Origin of the sequence: Primorskyibacter marinus, from assembly GCF_003313245.1 — a bacterium.
Classification (GTDB): domain Bacteria; phylum Pseudomonadota; class Alphaproteobacteria; order Rhodobacterales; family Rhodobacteraceae; genus Primorskyibacter; species Primorskyibacter marinus.
The window spans coordinates 40923-57931 of the sequence record NZ_QJSD01000011.1 but is presented as its reverse complement, the minus strand read 5'-3'; the positions used below and the strand labels follow the sequence as shown (position 1 = coordinate 57931).

General features: G+C 59.8%; 18 protein-coding genes and 1 tRNA gene. 11 read left to right on the top strand and 8 right to left on the bottom strand.

Going from position 1 to position 17009, the window contains the following annotated elements; genetic code table 11:
* Positions 1-27: 27 nt before the first annotated feature.
* Entirely contained in the window at positions 28-1158 is a 1131-nt protein-coding gene (locus tag DMZ65_RS13420) for an alpha-hydroxy acid oxidase (protein WP_198662700.1), read from the bottom strand.
* 145 nt (positions 1159-1303) lie between these two features.
* Between DMZ65_RS13420 and DMZ65_RS13415 the strand changes: the two genes are divergently transcribed.
* The 6 genes from DMZ65_RS13415 to bfr all read left to right on the top strand — a co-directional run bounded on the left by DMZ65_RS13415 (position 1304) and on the right by bfr (position 5651).
* Positions 1304-3817 (top strand): ATP-dependent helicase, encoded by a 2514-nt coding sequence (locus DMZ65_RS13415; protein WP_116599396.1) that lies wholly within the window; start codon positions 1304-1306, stop codon positions 3815-3817.
* 292 nt (positions 3818-4109) lie between these two features.
* Positions 4110-4277 (top strand): hypothetical protein, encoded by a 168-nt coding sequence (locus tag DMZ65_RS19500; RefSeq protein WP_157960629.1) that lies wholly within the window; start codon positions 4110-4112, stop codon positions 4275-4277.
* Complete coding sequence (gene hemP, locus DMZ65_RS13410) at positions 4274-4441, top strand: hemin uptake protein HemP (protein ID WP_116599395.1); 168 nt, start codon at positions 4274-4276, stop codon at positions 4439-4441. Before DMZ65_RS19500 ends, hemP begins: the two co-directional genes overlap by 4 nt.
* The gene (locus DMZ65_RS13405; RefSeq protein ID WP_116599394.1) at positions 4438-4911 is read left to right on the top strand and encodes a hypothetical protein; all 474 of its coding nucleotides are present in this window, start codon (positions 4438-4440) and stop codon (positions 4909-4911) included. The genes hemP and DMZ65_RS13405 overlap by 4 nt, the downstream gene beginning before the upstream one ends.
* 12 nt (positions 4912-4923) lie before the next feature.
* On the top strand, positions 4924-5199 hold the full coding sequence (locus DMZ65_RS13400) for a (2Fe-2S)-binding protein (RefSeq protein ID WP_116599393.1): 276 nt from the start codon (positions 4924-4926) through the stop codon (positions 5197-5199).
* Positions 5166-5651, top strand: coding sequence for a bacterioferritin (bfr, locus tag DMZ65_RS13395; protein ID WP_116599392.1), 486 nt, complete (start codon positions 5166-5168; stop codon positions 5649-5651). Before DMZ65_RS13400 ends, bfr begins: the two co-directional genes overlap by 34 nt.
* A gap of 223 nt (positions 5652-5874) precedes the next feature.
* Here the strand turns inward: bfr and DMZ65_RS13390 are convergent, their stop codons facing one another.
* The 3 genes from DMZ65_RS13390 to DMZ65_RS13380 all read right to left on the bottom strand — a co-directional run bounded on the left by DMZ65_RS13390 (position 5875) and on the right by DMZ65_RS13380 (position 9403).
* A complete protein-coding gene (locus DMZ65_RS13390) occupies positions 5875-7245 on the bottom strand; it encodes an aspartate aminotransferase family protein (RefSeq protein WP_116599391.1) in 1371 nt (456 codons plus the stop codon).
* 70 nt (positions 7246-7315) lie between these two features.
* Complete coding sequence (locus DMZ65_RS13385) at positions 7316-8791, bottom strand: NAD-dependent succinate-semialdehyde dehydrogenase (protein ID WP_116599390.1); 1476 nt, start codon at positions 8789-8791, stop codon at positions 7316-7318.
* Between the two features lie 126 nt (positions 8792-8917).
* On the bottom strand, positions 8918-9403 hold the full coding sequence (locus DMZ65_RS13380; protein ID WP_116599389.1) for an Lrp/AsnC family transcriptional regulator: 486 nt from the start codon (positions 9401-9403) through the stop codon (positions 8918-8920).
* 283 nt (positions 9404-9686) lie between these two features.
* On the opposite strand from DMZ65_RS13380, the gene DMZ65_RS13375 reads away from it, so the two are divergent.
* Positions 9687-9860 (top strand): DUF1328 domain-containing protein, encoded by a 174-nt coding sequence (locus DMZ65_RS13375; RefSeq protein ID WP_116599388.1) that lies wholly within the window; start codon positions 9687-9689, stop codon positions 9858-9860.
* A 98-nt stretch (positions 9861-9958) separates the two neighbouring features.
* Here DMZ65_RS13375 and DMZ65_RS13370 read toward each other — a convergent pair whose 3' ends face one another.
* The gene (locus DMZ65_RS13370; RefSeq protein WP_116599387.1) at positions 9959-10771 is read right to left on the bottom strand and encodes a response regulator; all 813 of its coding nucleotides are present in this window, start codon (positions 10769-10771) and stop codon (positions 9959-9961) included.
* 106 nt (positions 10772-10877) lie between these two features.
* On the opposite strand from DMZ65_RS13370, the gene DMZ65_RS13365 reads away from it, so the two are divergent.
* Genes DMZ65_RS13365 through DMZ65_RS13355 form a run of 3 tightly spaced genes read left to right on the top strand, consistent with a single transcriptional unit; the run spans position 10878 to position 13329 of the window.
* Complete coding sequence (locus tag DMZ65_RS13365) at positions 10878-11024, top strand: NepR family anti-sigma factor (RefSeq protein ID WP_116599386.1); 147 nt, start codon at positions 10878-10880, stop codon at positions 11022-11024.
* Positions 11021-11608 (top strand): RNA polymerase sigma factor, encoded by a 588-nt coding sequence (locus DMZ65_RS13360; RefSeq protein WP_116599385.1) that lies wholly within the window; start codon positions 11021-11023, stop codon positions 11606-11608. The genes DMZ65_RS13365 and DMZ65_RS13360 overlap by 4 nt, the downstream gene beginning before the upstream one ends.
* Complete coding sequence (locus DMZ65_RS13355) at positions 11605-13329, top strand: histidine kinase dimerization/phosphoacceptor domain -containing protein (protein WP_116599384.1); 1725 nt, start codon at positions 11605-11607, stop codon at positions 13327-13329. Before DMZ65_RS13360 ends, DMZ65_RS13355 begins: the two co-directional genes overlap by 4 nt.
* An 84-nt stretch (positions 13330-13413) precedes the next feature.
* On the opposite strand, the gene DMZ65_RS13350 is transcribed toward DMZ65_RS13355, so the two are convergent.
* The 3 genes from DMZ65_RS13350 to DMZ65_RS13335 form a co-directional block, all read right to left on the bottom strand.
* The gene (locus DMZ65_RS13350) at positions 13414-14472 is read right to left on the bottom strand and encodes an AI-2E family transporter (protein WP_116599383.1); all 1059 of its coding nucleotides are present in this window, start codon (positions 14470-14472) and stop codon (positions 13414-13416) included.
* 15 nt (positions 14473-14487) lie between these two features.
* Positions 14488-14913, bottom strand: coding sequence for a PRC-barrel domain-containing protein (locus tag DMZ65_RS19495; protein WP_157960628.1), 426 nt, complete (start codon positions 14911-14913; stop codon positions 14488-14490).
* 620 nt (positions 14914-15533) lie between these two features.
* Positions 15534-15607, bottom strand: a tRNA-Gly gene (locus tag DMZ65_RS13335).
* Between the two features lie 319 nt (positions 15608-15926).
* Between DMZ65_RS13335 and DMZ65_RS13330 the strand changes: the two genes are divergently transcribed.
* Positions 15927-16946, top strand: a complete 1020-nt coding sequence (locus tag DMZ65_RS13330; RefSeq protein WP_116599380.1) for a hypothetical protein — start codon at positions 15927-15929, stop codon at positions 16944-16946.
* Positions 16947-17009: the final 63 nt, after the last annotated feature.

Below are 17009 nucleotides of genomic sequence, written 5' to 3'. Positions count from 1 at the left end.
CATGCAGCATTGATGGTTCTGGTCACGCTAACGTAAGCAATTTGAAAGGTCCGCGAGGTTCTTAGCCCCGATTTGCCCCATATTGGCGGCCATATCGCGGGTCAGCATGTCAATCAGATGCGGAGGCCCATCATCGCCCAATGCCGCAAGCGCGACATGCCAGGCACCTCCCATCATTACGAAATCGGCCCCCAGCGCCACGGCGCGCAGGATGTCCAGACCGCCCTCGATACCGCTGTCGAAGATCAATGGCAGGTTGGTCGCGGCGCGGATTTCCGGCAGCACTTCGATGCTGGCCGGGGCGGCGTCGAACTGGCGCCCGGCATGGTTGGACACCCAAAGCGCGTCGACGCCCGCTGCCTCCAGCCGTTCGGCGTCGTCGGCGCGCATCACGCCCTTGACCACAAACGGCCCGTCCCAGCCATCGCGCAGCCACCGCAAATAATCCCATCCCGGCGACGTCCGCAGCAGATAGCCTGCATGTTGAGTGCTGCTGAGGCCGGTCACCTTGGCGGCGTAATCATCAATCAGACGCATCCTCGGCATGCCCTGCTGCAAGGTGCCCAAGGCCCAAGCCGGGCAGCGCGCCACCTGTGCCAGAACGCGCGGCGTCAGGCGTGGTGGTGAGGTCAGACCAGAGCGCAACTGCCGCTCGCGGCGACTTGCCACCGGCACATCGACAGTCAGCACCAGAACCGAAAAGCCCGCATCTTTGGCGCGGCGCAGCATGTCGGTCCGCACGGCCTCGTCGCGCGGCGGATACATCTGGAACCAGCCATTGCCGTCGATATGCGGTGCCAGATCCTCTGGCGTGCGGGTGGCGACGGTCGACAGGCTGTAGGGCAGTCCTGCACGCGTTGCCGCCGTCGCCAGCCTGCGTTCCGCATCCGGCCAAAGCAGCCCGGACATGCCCACCGGGCTGACACCGAACGGCAACGGATAGGTGTGCCCAAACAGCTTCGTGGACAGGTCAGGCACGAATTCGCCATGAAGAATCGAGGGCATGAAAAGGACATCATCCAGCTTGGCCCGGTTGCGCGCCCTTGTGGCTTCGGTTCCGGTTGCGCTGGCCAGATATTCCCATGCGAAATGCGGCACTCGCCGCTGCGCGCGGTCCTTCAGGTCGGCAATTGCCGGAAAGCGAGCGTGAAGATCCATGCCGCTTATGTGCGACGGAAGCCGCGTCTTGTCCAGCAGGTCACGGGTCGGCAGAGCATCAAAGCCGGAAATTTCCCGCAAAAGCGCCGCGAACATAGCAGGAACGAGCCTTCCCTTTCGTCATATCCTCGACTAGGTTTGGCGCATGAGCAGTTTCGACGAAATGGACGCCTTTGAAGGCGCATCACTTTCCGCGCGCGCCATGGCTGCGCGGCCCACCCCCTATCTGGACGGGCTGAACCCCGCGCAGCGCGCGGCGGTCGAGGCACTGGATGGCCCCGTTTTGATGCTGGCAGGGGCCGGCACAGGCAAGACCAAGGCGCTGACCGCCCGCATCGTGCATCTGCTCAACACCGGCCGCGCCCGCCCGAACGAGATCCTCGCCGTGACCTTCACCAACAAGGCCGCGCGCGAGATGAAAAATCGCGTCGGCGGCATGTTGGGACAAACGATCGAGGGCATGCCATGGCTTGGCACGTTTCATTCTGTCTGCGTCAAGCTGTTGCGCCGCCATGCCGAACTGGCCGGGTTGAAATCCAACTTCACCATCCTGGACACCGACGACCAGATCCGGCTGTTGAAGCAACTGATCCGCGCCGCCAACATCGACGACAAGCGCTGGCCCGCGCGACAGTTGGCAGGCATCATCGACGGTTGGAAAAACCGCGCGCTGACGCCTTCCAAGGTGCCCGCCGCCGATGCCGGTGCCTACAACCAGCGCGGCGCGGAACTATACGCCCAATATCAGGCCCGCTTGCGAGAGTTGAACGCGGTCGATTTCGGTGATCTGCTGCTGCATGTCGTGACAATCTTTCAGGCGCATCCAGACGTGCTGGAACAGTATCAACGCTGGTTCAAATACATCCTTGTGGACGAATATCAGGATACCAACGTCGCGCAATATATGTGGCTGCGGCTGCTGGCGGCGTCGCATAAAAACATCTGCTGCGTGGGTGACGACGATCAGTCGATCTATGGCTGGCGCGGTGCCGAGGTGGGCAATATCCTGCGGTTCGAAAAGGACTTTCCCGGCGCGCATGTCGTCCGGCTGGAACAGAATTACCGCTCTACCCCGCATATCCTTGCCGCCGCATCCGGCGTGATCGACGGCAATACCGGACGTCTGGGCAAGACCCTGTGGACCGAGGCACAGGACGGCGAAAAGGTCCGCCTGATCGGCCATTGGGATGGCGAGGAAGAGGCCCGCTGGATCGGTGAGGAAATCGAGGCTCTAAGTTCAGGGACATCACGACTGGCGATTGGTCGCAAGAACACGCGATCTGTAACGCCTCAACAAGAATCGGAGCGTCTTGCCAAGGGCGGAAAGATATCTGAAAATCCTCAGGGTGATATTCATCAGATAAATCTTCGCCGAAGCGAGGCACTTTCGCCAGGAGGCGTTGGAAACAGCCCCATTCCAAACACGTTTGGGTTGGACGAGATGGCAATCCTTGTCCGCGCCTCGCACCAGATGCGGGCGTTTGAGGACCGGTTCCTGACCATCGGTCTGCCCTACCGCGTGATCGGCGGCCCGCGCTTTTACGAGCGGTTGGAGATCCGCGATGCCATGGCCTATTTCCGCTGTGTGGTCAGCCCGGATGATGATCTGGCCTTCGAACGCATCGTCAACACGCCCAAACGCGGGCTGGGCGACAAGGCCCAGCAGGTGATCCAGACCACGGCCCGCGCCAATGGCGTGTCCCTGATCGACGGGGCCGCGCTGGCCATCGAACAGGGTTTGCTGAAGGGCAAGGGCGCCAAGGAACTGGGCAAGCTTGTCGTGGATCTGGCGCGTTGGGGCCGGATGGCGGGCGACGACGACGTCACCCATATGGAACTGGCCGAGATCATCCTCGACGAATCCGGCTATACCGGCATGTGGCAGAACGACAAGACGCCAGAGGCACCGGGCCGGCTGGAAAACCTCAAGGAACTGGTCAAGGCGCTGGAGAATTTCGACAACCTGCAAGGGTTTCTCGAACATGTCAGCCTGATCATGGACAATGAAACCGACGATGGCGGTGCCAAGGTCAGCATCATGACGCTGCACGCGGCCAAGGGGTTGGAATTCCCTGCCATTTTCCTGCCGGGATGGGAGGACGGGCTGTTTCCCTCGCAACGATCCATGGATGAAAGTGGCGTTAAGGGCCTCGAGGAAGAGCGGCGGCTGGCCTATGTCGGCATCACGAGGGCCGAGGAAATCTGCACCATTTCCTTTGCCGCGAATCGCCGTGTCTTCGGCCAGTGGCAATCGGCCCTGCCCTCGCGCTTCATCGACGAATTGCCCGAGGAGCATGTCGATGTGCTGACCCCGCCGGGCCTTTATGGTGGCGGCTACGGCGCTGCGGGTATGGGCGGATCGCCGGGCATCGAACAGCGTGCCGCCGATGCCAATGTCTACAACTCGCCGGGATGGCGACGCTTGCAGGAACGCACTGCGCAGCGACCTGTCAGCCAACCGCGCGAGACCCGAAATACCGTGATCGACCTGCAAGCCGTGTCGCGTTTCGAGACCGGCGAGCGCGTGTTTCACCAGAAATTCGGCTATGGCAGCATCATCGGGATCGAAGGCGACAAGCTGGAGATCGCATTCGAGAAAGCCGGGACCAAGAAGGTCGTGGCCAGCTATATCTCGGCGGCGGACGACATTCCCTTTTGACCTGTTCCTGCGGGACTGGATTGCAGAACCCCATGTGTCCGTCCGGCAGGACAGCACCACGGAGCGCCCAGCTTGTTTGGCCGCACGCATGTTCGGCCATTATGATCTGTCTTACCGACCTTTCGACAGTCTGCGCAGGTCCATAAGATCTGCGGCCGGGACCGACAAAGCAATTTAATACACGACAGAAAGAGTCGGATTGACATATCCGACTAAATAAGTCACCTAATGGGTGTCCAGCCACCCCACCTGCATCCGGGGAAGCCCGACCACATCATGTGGAGGTATCCCAATGCAGAAATCCTACGACGAACCCGCCTATGAACACGCTCAAAGCACCGAACCCCCCGCCTGCCGGTCAGAGCTATGGAGCCTGGCCGAAATCAACAGGGTATCGGGCGGGGTCAGCTTTGAATGGTTGCTCGACCATTTCACGGACCGGGTGGAGGCCGTGAGATGACAGCCGAGATCCCGAACAGAACACCAAGTGCCGCGGTCCCTGCCCTGCCCCGCTATGAAGCGACGGATCTGACCAGTGGCGGCGATCTTGCGGAAATCGTCCTTGGCGACCAGATCTATCGTCTTCGCATCACGAAGGCCGGCAAGTTGATCCTGACCAAATGACCCAGACAGCACATAATCGCGGCGGCGCGCCCGTCGGCTACCTCACGGAACTTGGCCCGATCGAGGCTGGGGCCGTCCTTTATCTGCGGCTCTGGTGCGACGGTGCCGAGGCACAGCAGCAGGTCTGGAACGACTTTTCAGCAAGCCTGGGCGCACATCATGGCCGCTCGGCGCTGCGCAACCTGGAAGAACTGTGCCAGCTTTGCGCCGATCACGGCCGCCGACCGTTGATGCGGCACCATGTTACCTGCAAATGTCTTGGCGCGGACGAGGCGTGTTTCGCCAATTTTGTCGGCGCGGCCACTGAAGGTGCCCGCGAAGACGCGATGTTGATGGCGACCTTGCTGGTTCGGCCGGACGTTGCGCCCTCTATCGTCGAACTTGCCCAATCGCTTGGCCTCGCGCTGCGCAGGATGGCGCGTCATGTTCCCACATCCATTCATCGCCAACCTGCCGAAACCTTGCACTGAAAGGAGCGCCGCATGATCGTCTGCCATTGTCAGAACATCACCAACCAAGACATTGATGTAGCCATTGACTGGATGCGCGCGGCGGATGAGACTACACTGATCACTCCGGGTAAGGTCTATCGCGCATTGGGCAAATCCCCCGACTGTGGCGGCTGCATGTCGCTGTTTCTTGGGACGATGCGCAAGAACGATAATCTGGAAGTCCCCATGAACCTCCGCCGCCTGCGCGCCGGAGAAACAGAGGAAAACCAAGCATGCAAGGCGACAGCAAAGTCATCCAATATCTGAACGACGCTCTTCGGGCCGAACTGACAGCGGTCAGCCAATACTGGCTGCATTACCGTCTGCAAGAGGACTGGGGCTTGGGTCATATGGCCAAGAAAAGCCGCGAGGAAAGCATCGAGGAAATGCACCACGCGGACAAATTGATTGCGCGCATCCTGTTTCTGGGTGGTCATCCGAATCTGCAAAAGCTGGATCCGCTGCGCATTGGCGAGACCGCCAAGGAAACACTGGAATGCGACCTGGCCGCAGAGCTTGACTCTGTCGCGATGTACAAGGAAGCCCGCAAATATTGCGAGTCCGTGGGTGATTTCGTCTCCAAAAACATCTTCGAAGAACTTCTCACCGACGAAGAAGGCCATGTCGACTTCCTGGAAACACAGCTCGATCTGATGACCAAAATCGGCGAAGAGAAATACGCGCAACTCAACGCTTCGACAATGGACGAGGCCGAGTAAAGCCACACATCGTGATGCGCGATCACAAAACGGGGCAGGTCCATCGACCTGCCCCGTCGCTTTTGCGGACCATCTGAACAGAGCGTTGGGCCTGCCCCGTTTGCTGTACCGGTCGATGCGAGGCCGTTATGGTCCGCCCGAGACTAGACCCGCGGTCTGGCGGCACTTGCCTGCGTTCCAGCCATTGAATGCCGAAAACAGGTGCCGCCCCAAACGCAAAGTGTCAGCCCAGAACCTGCGCCACGGCCTCGGCCGTCTTGGACGCGATCTCGTCCGCCTGATCTTCAGTCAGGCAGAACGGCGGTGCCAGCCCCAGAATGTCGCCCTGCGGCATCGCGCGCCCGATCACGCCGCGTTCCAGAAGCGCGGCAGCGATGCTTGGCCCAACCTTGGCGGACGGGTCGAAAAATTCGCGCGCCTCGCGGTCCTTGACGAATTCCACAGCGCATAGCATGCCTTCGCCCCGAACCTCACCGACATTGGCATGTTCGCCCACGGCCTCGGCCATGACCTTGTTGAGATAGGCACCCACCGTGCCGGCATTCTCGATCAGGTTCTGCTCGTCCAGCAGCTTCAGGTTGGCCACGCCCGCAGCCGCGCCAATGGGATGCGCGGAATAGGTCCAGCCATGCCCGATGGGGCCGTTTTCATCCGTGCCCTGCTCCAACACCTTCCACATCTTGTCAGAGACAATAGAACCCGACAGCGGCGCATAGGCAGAGGTCAGCCCCTTGGCGATGGTGATAAGATCCGGCGTCATCCCGTAATGCGTGGAGCCAAACATGCTGCCCAGACGTCCGAAGCCGGTGACGACCTCATCCGCGACCAGCAGGATGTCGTGACGGTCCAGCACTTCCTGGATGGCCTCCCAGTAGCCTGCGGGCGGCGGCACGATGCCACCTGTGCCCAGCACCGGCTCGCCGATGAAGGCGGCAATCGTGTCCGGTCCTTCGGCCTGGATCAGCTCTTCCAGCTCTGACGCGCAATGGGCCGAGAATGCCTCTTCGGTCATCTCATGCTTGGGGCGGCGGAAGTAATACGGCGCTTCGGTATGGATCACCTGCGCCAGTGGCAGATCGAATTTCTTGTGAAACAGTTCCAGCCCGGTCAGCGAGCCAGTCACCAGCCCGGACCCGTGATAGCCACGCCAGCGGCTGATGATTTTCTTCTTCTCGGGACGGCCGAGGATATTGTTGTAATACCAGATCAGCTTGACGTTGGTTTCGTTCGCATCCGACCCTGACAGCCCGAAATAGACCTTGGACATGTGTTCGGGGGCGCGATCGAGGATCATCTTGGACAAGGTAATCGACGCCTCGGTGCCGTGCCCGACATAGGCATGATAATAGGCCAATTCGCGCGCCTGCTCGGCAATCGCCTCGGCGATCTTTTGCTGTCCGTAGCCCACATTCACGCAGTAGAGCCCCGCAAACGCATCCAGCAGGCGCGTGCCCTCGCGGTCGGTGATGTGACAGCCCTCGCCGCCGGTGATGACGCGATGCGGCGCGTTGCCCCGCGCGAATTCGGCAAGATGTGTCGAGGGGTGGAAAAAGTTGTCCCGGTCCCAGGCTTCGAGTTGATCATTCTTCAGCATTGTCAGTTCCTTTGCGTAATTTCGTAGCGTCGGCGTTCAAATCCCTGACCAGGTCCGGACGCCGCAAAAGTCATGCCCAGTCACGACAGACGTATTTGATTTCCATGAACTGTTCCATGCACCGACGCGCCCCTTCGCGACCCAGACCCGACTGCTTGACGCCGCCGAAGGGGATCGGCGCGCCCGTCACCTTGGTGCGGTTGACCGCGACCATGCCGAATTGCAGCGCCCGGCTGACCCGGTAAATGCGGCGTGGATCGTGGCTGTGGACATAGGCGACAAGACCGAATTCGCCCGCATTGGCACGGGCCACAACCTCTGCTTCGGTATCGAAGGGCGTCAGCGGGGCCACCGGGCCAAAGGTTTCTTCGGACATGATGGCAGCGTCGTCCGGCACATCCGTCAGCACCGTAGGTTCATAAAATAGCGGCCCCAGGGCATTGCGTTTACCACCTGTGACCAGCTTCGCGCCCTTGGCCAAGGCGTCCGCGACATGCGCCTCTTGCTTGGCGATGGCGGCTTCGTTCATCAGCGGTCCAAGGTCACAATCCTGCGCGCCCGGCCCGATGGTCAGCGCCTTCACCGCTTCGGTAAACCTTGCGCTGAACTCTGCATAGATGGCGCGTTCCACATAGATACGATTTGCGCCAAGACAGTCCTGCCCGGTGGTCGCGAATTTCGCCTTGATCGTCTCGGCCACGGCGTTATCGAGATCCGCGTTCTTGAAGACGATCACAGGCGCGTGGCCGCCCAGTTCCATGACCAGCCGTTTGATCGTGTCGGCAGAGGCGCGGTAAAGCAGCCGCCCCACCTCGGTCGAGCCGGTGAAGGACAGCGCCCGCACGCGCGCATCATCCGTCCAGGGCGGCACGAGGGTAGAGGCGCGCCCGGTGACGACATTGAACACGCCCGCAGGCAGGCCCGCGCGTTCAGCCAGTTCCGCCAGTGCCAGCGCGGAAAACGGCGTCTCGTGGCTGGGATGGGCGACAACGGTGCAGCCTGCTGCCAGCGCCGCCGCGGCCTTGCGGGTCAGCATTGCAGCCGGAAAATTCCACGGCGTGATCAGCGCCACGACACCGACAGGTTCCAGCCACAATTCCACCTCTGCATCGGGCAGATGGCTGGTGACACCCTCGATATTCGGGCGCTTGGCCTCTTCGGCATAAAACTCCACGAAGGACGCGGCATAGTCGATCTCGCCGCGCGCCTCGGATAACGGTTTGCCTTGTTCGGCCACCATCAGCCGGGCCAGATCTTCGCGATGCTCAATCATCAGATCGAACCAGCGGCGCAGGATGGCCGACCGTTCCTGCGGCAACCGCCCCGCCCAACCATCAAATGCGGCCTGTGCCGCATCCACCGCCCCGGCGCTTTCGGTGGCGGACAGGCTGGCAACCTCGCCGATCACTCGGCCCGTTGCAGGATCGGTCACTTCGACAACCTCGCCGGATGCCGCAGCACACCATTTGCCATCGACATAGGCAAAGCTGCGTTGCAGGCGAGGATCCTCAAGCGCAAGAGCGTCAGGCAATTTCACGTCATACATGGCAACACCTCCGGGATTGTTGCCTGTAGTATCGGCCACGCTTGGCAGCGGTTGCGGCTGAAATCACCTGCATGGGAAGAAAATTCGCCTACATGAGACGATCATGGCAGAGGATTCCTCTGCCTCTTACTCTTCCAGCCCTGCCAGCAACGCCAGAGGCGGAGGATTTGGCCCCTTCACCGGTTTGGTCACGATATAGGTGAAATAGCGCGCCAGCCCGATACGCGCCTCCAGCATGCTGTCGATCAGGCGTTGATAAGCGTCAATATCGCGGGTGACGACCTGCATCAGATAGTCGAACCCGCCGCCCAAGGCCCAGCAAGCTGTGACCTCGTCATACCGGTGCAACGCATCCTCGAACACGCGGAAGGTGGCGGCAGTGTGATCGGCCAGTTCCACGGCGACAAACACGAAGACATGAGGGCCAAGTTTACGCAGATTGATCTGCGCGCCGTAGCCTTCGATCAGGCCAGCGCGTTCCAGTTTGCGCAGCCGCTCCCAGCAAGGGGTGGGCGACAGTCCGACCGCCTCGGCAAGGGCGGCCTTTGTAATCCGCCCTTGCCGGCTCAGCACCGTCAAGATTTGCAGGTCGCGCGCGTCAAGCCGCTGCATCACGTCACCAAAGGAGAAAACTGCGGGATCACTTTCTGGACATCCTTAGGAAACATGTGCCTGCACTGCGCCTTGTTCCTAGCACGGACGCGTACGCGTCGGCAAACCTCGTGCATCATTGTCGAGGACAGCCCCGAGCCCGACTTCGCAAAACGCTTTTAAAGACATTTTGTTCCGATCAGGTCGCCAAAGATACTCTGGAACCGCACCGCCGATAACGGCGTTTTCTTCTCACAACGCGTCAGGACGACGCGACCAAAAACACACTGAAAGGAGGCCCCCTATGCTTGGTTGGGCACTGACATTTCTTGTAGTTGCGCTGATCGCCGCCTTGTTCGGTTTTGGCGGCATCGCCGGCGCGTCTGCCGGTATCGCACAGATCCTGTTCTTCATCTTCGTGGTGCTGTTCGTCATTGCGATGATCGTACGCGCGGTCAAAGGACGACCGCCGGTCTGACCGCACGGCTTGGATCACATGAAAAAGGGCGGTCGATGTGACCGCCCTTTCGCGTTTAACCGTTGTGAACCTTTCGCGTTTAACCGTTGTGAAAAAGCTCAGGCGTTCAACGTTTCTGTCGACGCAAAGAACATCGCCTGACTGATCGCGGATTGCACCTGTTCTTCCGAGTAAGGCTTGGTGATGACGAATGCGGGCTCCGGTCGCTCGCCGGTCAACAGGCGCTCGGGGAAGGCGGTGATGAAAACCACCGGGATCTCTCCTGCCGCGGCCAGAATGTCATTCACCGCGTCAATCCCCGAAGATCCATCCGCAAGCTGGATGTCCGACAGGATAAGGTCAGGGCGTTCTTTCTGAGCCAGCGAGACTGCACCGTCGCGGGTCCGCCCGACACCGGTGATGGCATGGCCCATATCCGCAATGATGCTTTGCAGATCCAGCGCGATCACGGCCTCGTCTTCGATCACAAGAATACGACCCGACAAGCTGGATTCCATCTCGCGGCGCGCGATCGTCAGCAACTCTTCGGCCTCGTCTGCCGAAATCTGCATGATCGAAGCGATGTCGCGATGCGAGAAGCTCTCGATCGTGTAAAGCAACAAAACCTCGCGGGTGTTCGGGGTCAGATCGGCCATATGCGCCTGAGCGCGGCGCCCAATCGCCGTTTCGTCCTCTGCGACGGGCGCGCCCGCGCTGGTCCAGATGACATGAAAGGCCCGAAACAACGCAACCTTGGGGTCAAGCTCCGCGTCAAAGATCGTCCGATCTTCCAGCAAAGCCTCCAACGTGGCGAGCGCGTAGTTGTCCCCCGTGGTCTGGCTACCCGTCAATGCGCGGGCGTAACGCCGCAGGTAAGGCAACAGGTTGCCAACTGTTTCCGCGAAATCCGCAGCGGAGCGACCATCCGTCATTTTTTCGTACCTCTTGTGTTTTTCTTGGAACCTAACGTTCCTCTATGGCGTTCGGTTCCCGTGATGTGCAATTTTTTGCCTAATTGAAGTGGTGCAGGGGAATAGGATGGCTCTACCAAACCGAAAGTCCGGCTTAGAAGAACAGATAGAGGAAAATCTTCGCAAGGTTTACCAGAAAACTGTCGAGGAAGATGTGCCGGACAGGTTCAAGGCGTTGCTGGAAAAGCTTAAGGCACAGGAAGCCAATAAATGAGCGATTTAGAAGCCTCGGAAGAGCATTCCGACCCGCGCGATGAGATCGTGCAGCACCTCCCGTCCATGCGGGCCTTTGCGTTGAGTTTGACGCGAAACGGGTCTGCTGCGGATGATCTGGTGCAGGACACGGTTGTCAAGGCGTGGAACAAGATCGACCATTTCGAACCCGGCACGAATATGCGCGCCTGGCTGTTCACCATCCTGCGCAACACCTTTTATTCTGACCGTCGCAAAAGCCGCCGCGAAGTCGCGGATGTCGATGGGTCCTTTGCCGAAACCCTGTCCGAGAAGCCACATCACGACGGACGTCTCGCGATGCGCGATTTCGAAGAAGCCTTTGCCAAGCTTGCTGACGAACAGCGCGAGGCGCTGATCCTCGTGGGCGCATCCGGTTTTTCATATGAAGATGCTGCCGAAACCTGCGGCGTCGCCATCGGCACCATCAAGAGCCGTGTTAACCGTGGCCGGTCCAGATTGGCCGAACTGCTGAATCTGCACAGTGACGACAGCATGGAAATGACCGACAAGGCGACGATGGCCGTCGTCAATGGCATCATTCCGCCGGGCAGATTTTCGGCGTGATACGCAGACTGCGCGGCGCGAGCGATGGCCTCGCCTTCAGGTTTGGTGTCATGCTGGCCGCGGCGTTGTTGCCGCTTGGTCTGATATCGGTTTCGCAAACCGCTGTGGTGGTCGAAAAGTCCCGCCGTAATGCCGAAGCCAACCTGCTTGCGCTGACGGCCGCTGCGGCCGGCGGTGAAGAAGGTCTGCTGCGCAACGCCTTTGGTGCCGCGCAGGCAATCTCCAGCTTTGTTCCGTTGATTCGTGATGACCCTGCGCTTTGCACTTCGGTCCTGAAGAACTATCTGGACACATCCAGCACCTACAGTTTTGCGGGCTTCATCAATTCGGACGGCATTGTCGAATGTTCTTCTTCGCCGCAGCAACTGAACCTGTCCGACAACAAACTGTACTTGATGATGAAGGAAGATCCCCGCCCGCGCATCACCATGTCAGCGTCAGGATCTGTCAGCGGTGTGCCGGTGATCGTCGTGTCGATCCCCATCAGGAACAACGGTGAATATAACGGACATGTTTCGGTGTCTCTGCCCCACGGCAACCTGCATTCTCGCGACAACGACGCGAAAAAGGACAGCCCGCTGGACCTGGTGCTGTTCAACGACACCGGCGAGATCCTGTCGGCCAGTGGCGGCATGAACGGGGTAGAGGTACGTTTGCCCGCAGGACGGCCCTTGCAGAAATTCGTTGACAAGCCCCAGCAAAGCTTTACCGGCATCACCCGGATGGCTGAAGAACGCGTCTTTGCCGTGGTGCCGGTTGTCCCTGGATTGATTTACGCGCTTGGCAGTTGGCCATCGAAGGTGAACTCGATCACCGCCGGGGCGATCCGCTTGGCAATTCCGCTGCTCTTCCCGGTGCTGATGTGGCTGGCAAGCCTTGCCGTCGCCTATGTGGCGGTCGAGCGGCTGGTGATCCGCCCCACTCGGAACCTGCGTGCACGGATGCTGATGTTCATGCGGTCACGCGCGATTCAGACACCACGACCGGATATTATCACCCCAAAAGAGCTGCGCGAAATCGATGAGACCTGGCACCGGCTGGCCGTCAGCGTTTTGCGCGACGAAGCCGAGTTGGAGGATATGATCCATGACAAGACGGTGTTGCTGAAAGAAGTCCACCATCGGGTCAAAAACAATCTCCAGCTTATCGCTTCGATCCTCAACATGAAGATCCGCAAATCCACCAATGACGACGCGCGCGTAGCGTTGCGCGATGTGCAGGGTCGCGTGATGAGCCTCGCGACCGTTCACCGCAACCTCTACGAAACCTCGCTTCAGGGCCGGGTTCAGGCCGACGAATTGGTGAAGGCCATCGTTGACCGCGTGGTGTCGGCGGGCAGCCTGCCGGAAAGCCGGATCGAGATCCGTCAAAGCGCGGACCGTGTGATCCTTTATCCCGACCAGGCCGTGCCTCTTAGCCTCGCCGTTTCCGAGGCTGCAAGCAATGCATTGAAATATATTGGCAAGCCCGCAGATGGCCAGCAGCCGTGGCTGGAAGTCACCCTGCGCGAAACCGATGATGCCAACGCGGTGCTGCGCGTCGCGAATTCGCTTGGCGAACATGTCACCGAAGCAAGTGCATCGGCCGATAGCGGGGGGTTGGGATCGCAATTGATCGCGGCGTTCGTCGCGCAGCTTGAAGGAACGATGGACGTCACAGAGGACACCGAAATGTTCGTTCTGGAAATCAACTTTCCCATAGCCGAGTTCAAGGAAAAGTAGCGCAATACCGCCCGGATGCAAGTTTACGCCGCTGGCGCATGGTGTTCGATCTCATGTGCCAGCGACTTTAGTTGCAGGACCGTTTCAGATTGCAGGCGTGCCCGTCGCCGCCTCTTCCTCGGCCAGCGTCGTCAGCCCATCATAGACCGCAATGAACCACACCAGGAGCGGGATCGCGACGATGCCGCCCAGCGGTCCCCAAAGCCAGAGAAACAGGCACAGCGACAAGAACACCAAGAGCGGGTTCACATTCATTTGCCGGCCGACCAGCGTGGGCGTCACAAATTGTGCCTCGATCAGGTTTAGCCCCACATATGCAGCGGCCGGCACAAACGCCATACCGCCGGTAAAGACCGCCGGACCTGCAACGAGCGCAGCAGTGGCCACGAGGGCCGGCCCAAGATAGACGACAAAGTTCAACAGGCCTGCAACCGCACCCCAGATGATGTACCCCGGCATTCCGATCAGCTTGAACACAAGCGCGACGCAGACCGCATAGCATACATTGATGACCGTGATCGTCAGCGAGTAGCGGGCAACCAGCCGGTCGGCCTCGTAGAATTTCAGCGCGGCGGCCTTGGAATTGACGGTCGAAAGCTTGCCCAACCAGCGATAGACATCACTGCGACACAGCAACAGGAAATACAGCGCCCCAAGGAAAATCATCACCTGCCCCAACAGCGCAGGAGCCAGAAACATCAGTTCAGTCAGGCTGGGAAACGATTTGCTGGCTTCATCGACCACACCGCCATCGCCTTCACCTGTTGCGGAGGACCCCAAGGCACCTGTGACCTCACGCGACACATCGTCAATGTCACGCAACAGCCCGCGCAGGCTCCATACCATTTCGCGCATCCCGCCGCGTATGCTGGGCCATTTTTCATACAACCCGTTTGCGACGGGTTCCAGCAACACGGCCAGCACGACGATCATCAGAACGCATAAGAACAGTGTCATCAGGCTCGACGCTGTTGCGGGCAAGCCGGTGCGCTGCCAGAAATCGGAAATCGGCGTCAGAACGATGGCGAACACGAACGCCAGCGTAAAAGGTGCGAAGACGGGTTTGGCAAAATACAACGCGGCAATGATTGCCACCACCGCGAGGATTGTCAGTTGCCAATGCTGGCGTATGTTGGAATGCATTCGCGGTGCTCGCCCTTAGCCTTCGAACCGCGGCAAGCGGTCCAGTTCGGCGTTGCTGACCAGAAGTTGCACGGCCGGATCACGCGTTTCTCCGTTCAATCCGCGCATCGCCAGCAGATCAAGGCCAAGATCGACGCGATGCGCGCCCAGACCCAGAAAGCCGCCGATCTCGACGATTGCGCCGGTTACGCGGCCATCTGGTCCGACGCGCACTTCCGCTACGGTGCCAACCGTATCGGATTGTTCGTCAAAGACCGGCAGTCCGTGCAACACATCGAAATCCACGACCGCGGGGCTTGGCAGGTCAGTCGCAGCGTGGATCGCGGCGGGCGTTGACATCTCGTTATCTGCCCAAAACCCCGCGACAGCGGTGGCTCCGGTCAGGACGACACCTGCCATGATTGCAGCGCTTGCGCTCAGGGTCAAAAACTTGCGGGGCATGGACTGTCCTCCGTTGCGACCGATTCTCGGCCTGTGTCGGGCAAATAACGCACGCTGAACGCCATTGGTTCCGCTTGCCGTGCAAGCAGCGGCCATCATGTGAGGTCCGGCGACCGGATATTGAGGTATTGGGGAAAATTGACACGCCCACCGGATCCGCACCCGATGGGCGTGTCGATAGCAGAGATGCGCCAGTAAGCAGGTGCTCTCTTCTCTGCTTCGCGCCACCGGGGGGAGGGTTCCGATGGCGCGCATTCAGCGCCCGGTCAGGTCGCGGCAAATCTGAGGGAGGAAGATTGCCGCGACCTGGCTACCTGCCGTAAATTGGACAAGCAGTTTCGTGCCTGAAAATCCAACCTTCCGACATTTGATTGGTTCCACACGGATTGAAAGAAATTTACAGCCGGACGGAGCGCCGATGAGAATTGCCAGTTTTTGCACGATTTGCAAAGCGTCGACACCCCCGCTTTCCAAGGCTCAACGCCCTGCATTGGCCTGCATCACCGCCACGCGCATGTTTTCACATCCATCTCGCGCGGCCACCGGTCCTATGCAACAAGTGACAATCACTCAAAGCCACAAACGGCATTTCCACGGGCGTCTATAATATCTGAAAGATTTGGAGCGGGCGACGGGAATCGAACCCGTATCATCAGCTTGGAAGGCTGAGGTCTTACCATTACACAACGCCCGCTCAACGACTCTTCACTTATTTCAGCCTTGTTCCGGCGTCAAGCGCTGGCAGTCGTTTCATTGAAACGCTCCGGGTTTTCGCCGGGCGTTTCGGGCCAAGCAAACAGCAAATGTTCGGCCTCGTCCCCCCCCGAAAAGGCAACAGGTGTACCGCAACCGCACCCATCCGACAGCGCGCAGTATCACGAATACCACGCCGCCGGGCGGTTTTGAGCGGGGCAAAATCCACCGCATGCCGTCATAGCCAAGCCATATGCGCAACTGACAGATTTCATGCTAGACTGCGCAACAGGACCCTACATCAATCCGAGGCATCGGTCGTGACCATCCGCAAAGTGGAATTGCGCTATTTTACAATCGCACTGGTGCCGGTCAGCATCTTCTGGACGCATGGGGTGATCTCCGACCATATTTTCGCCACCGATCTGGCGGTTCCAAGCGACATTCTGCACGAGGGTCGGCATTGGCTGGAAGCGGCGGGCCGGTTCAAGTTCATTGCCGCAACATGGTTTTTTGGCGCTCTGGCCCTGCTTGCCGTTGCGCTGGTGATCCGGGACATCGTGGGACCAATCTCGCGCGCGACCCGGATCGCGGCAATCGGCACGTTGCTGTTCATCCTTTTGCTCGCGATGACGCCCACGATCGAGCAAAACGCATCCCCCGACGCGCCGCACGTCTATCACCGGCTGGGCGCGGACCTGTTCAAATCCGCTTTGTCCCGCGGCAGCCTGCCCGGCTGTTCGGCACCTCAGGATATGTGGTTGCTGGGGCGTTGCGGTGAGATTCCCGTCATATCGCTGCTTGAGCGGGTGCTGGATATCATCAACGGGCTGGCAGGGCTTGGCGTGGGCGCGCTAATTGTTGGCATGATCCTGTGTCTGGAACGCAGCAGCGGCAACACGCGCGAGGAAGAGGCCGCGCAACTTGCGCAGAATCTGGTCCGCATGCGGCGACAGCTTTACCTGTCCAGCCTGATCCTGACCTTCGGCATGTTCTTCGCGACAAGCTGGATGTACTGGCCGCTGCCCCTGGTCATGGAGGCAGAGCAGGACGCTTACGGCACCGTGATTCTCGCCTCGGCGCTGTTCACCGGCACATATTTCTGCCTGCTGATCCTAAGTTTCTATCTGCCGGTCGCGCTCGTTCTGGATGGGCGCATCAGCAGGCTCGCACAAAGCGCGACCCAAGTTTCAGATGGGGGCAAGCGCACCGATGTCGACGATTGGATGAAGGCGCGCGGCCTGAAATTCAGCACCAGTGACCACCTGCGTGCAGGCTTTGCCGTCACCGCACCTATCCTTGCTGCATTTGCGGGCGGGATTTCCCCGATAGCCCTTTAAAGGCGATTGGTTCACCTACGGCGTGGATTGCGCGTTGCCCGGCGGCAAAGGCCCGAAGGATCT

What these genes read in the sequence shown, in the direction of transcription:
- DMZ65_RS13420 (WP_198662700.1), bottom strand. Translation starts at nt 1,158, where the DNA reads ATGGATCTTCACGCTCGCTTTCCGGCAATTGCCGACCTGAAGGACCGC.
- DMZ65_RS13415 (WP_116599396.1), top strand. Translation starts at nt 1,304, where the DNA reads ATGAGCAGTTTCGACGAAATGGACGCCTTTGAAGGCGCATCACTTTCC.
- DMZ65_RS19500 (WP_157960629.1), top strand. Translation starts at nt 4,110, where the DNA reads ATGCAGAAATCCTACGACGAACCCGCCTATGAACACGCTCAAAGCACC.
- hemP (WP_116599395.1), top strand. Translation starts at nt 4,274, where the DNA reads ATGACAGCCGAGATCCCGAACAGAACACCAAGTGCCGCGGTCCCTGCC.
- DMZ65_RS13405 (WP_116599394.1), top strand. Translation starts at nt 4,438, where the DNA reads ATGACCCAGACAGCACATAATCGCGGCGGCGCGCCCGTCGGCTACCTC.
- DMZ65_RS13400 (WP_116599393.1), top strand. Translation starts at nt 4,924, where the DNA reads ATGATCGTCTGCCATTGTCAGAACATCACCAACCAAGACATTGATGTA.
- bfr (WP_116599392.1), top strand. Translation starts at nt 5,166, where the DNA reads ATGCAAGGCGACAGCAAAGTCATCCAATATCTGAACGACGCTCTTCGG.
- DMZ65_RS13390 (WP_116599391.1), bottom strand. Translation starts at nt 7,245, where the DNA reads ATGCTGAAGAATGATCAACTCGAAGCCTGGGACCGGGACAACTTTTTC.
- DMZ65_RS13385 (WP_116599390.1), bottom strand. Translation starts at nt 8,791, where the DNA reads ATGTATGACGTGAAATTGCCTGACGCTCTTGCGCTTGAGGATCCTCGC.
- DMZ65_RS13380 (WP_116599389.1), bottom strand. Translation starts at nt 9,403, where the DNA reads ATGCAGCGGCTTGACGCGCGCGACCTGCAAATCTTGACGGTGCTGAGC.
- DMZ65_RS13375 (WP_116599388.1), top strand. Translation starts at nt 9,687, where the DNA reads ATGCTTGGTTGGGCACTGACATTTCTTGTAGTTGCGCTGATCGCCGCC.
- DMZ65_RS13370 (WP_116599387.1), bottom strand. Translation starts at nt 10,771, where the DNA reads ATGACGGATGGTCGCTCCGCTGCGGATTTCGCGGAAACAGTTGGCAAC.
- DMZ65_RS13365 (WP_116599386.1), top strand. Translation starts at nt 10,878, where the DNA reads ATGGCTCTACCAAACCGAAAGTCCGGCTTAGAAGAACAGATAGAGGAA.
- DMZ65_RS13360 (WP_116599385.1), top strand. Translation starts at nt 11,021, where the DNA reads ATGAGCGATTTAGAAGCCTCGGAAGAGCATTCCGACCCGCGCGATGAG.
- DMZ65_RS13350 (WP_116599383.1), bottom strand. Translation starts at nt 14,472, where the DNA reads ATGCATTCCAACATACGCCAGCATTGGCAACTGACAATCCTCGCGGTG.
- DMZ65_RS19495 (WP_157960628.1), bottom strand. Translation starts at nt 14,913, where the DNA reads ATGCCCCGCAAGTTTTTGACCCTGAGCGCAAGCGCTGCAATCATGGCA.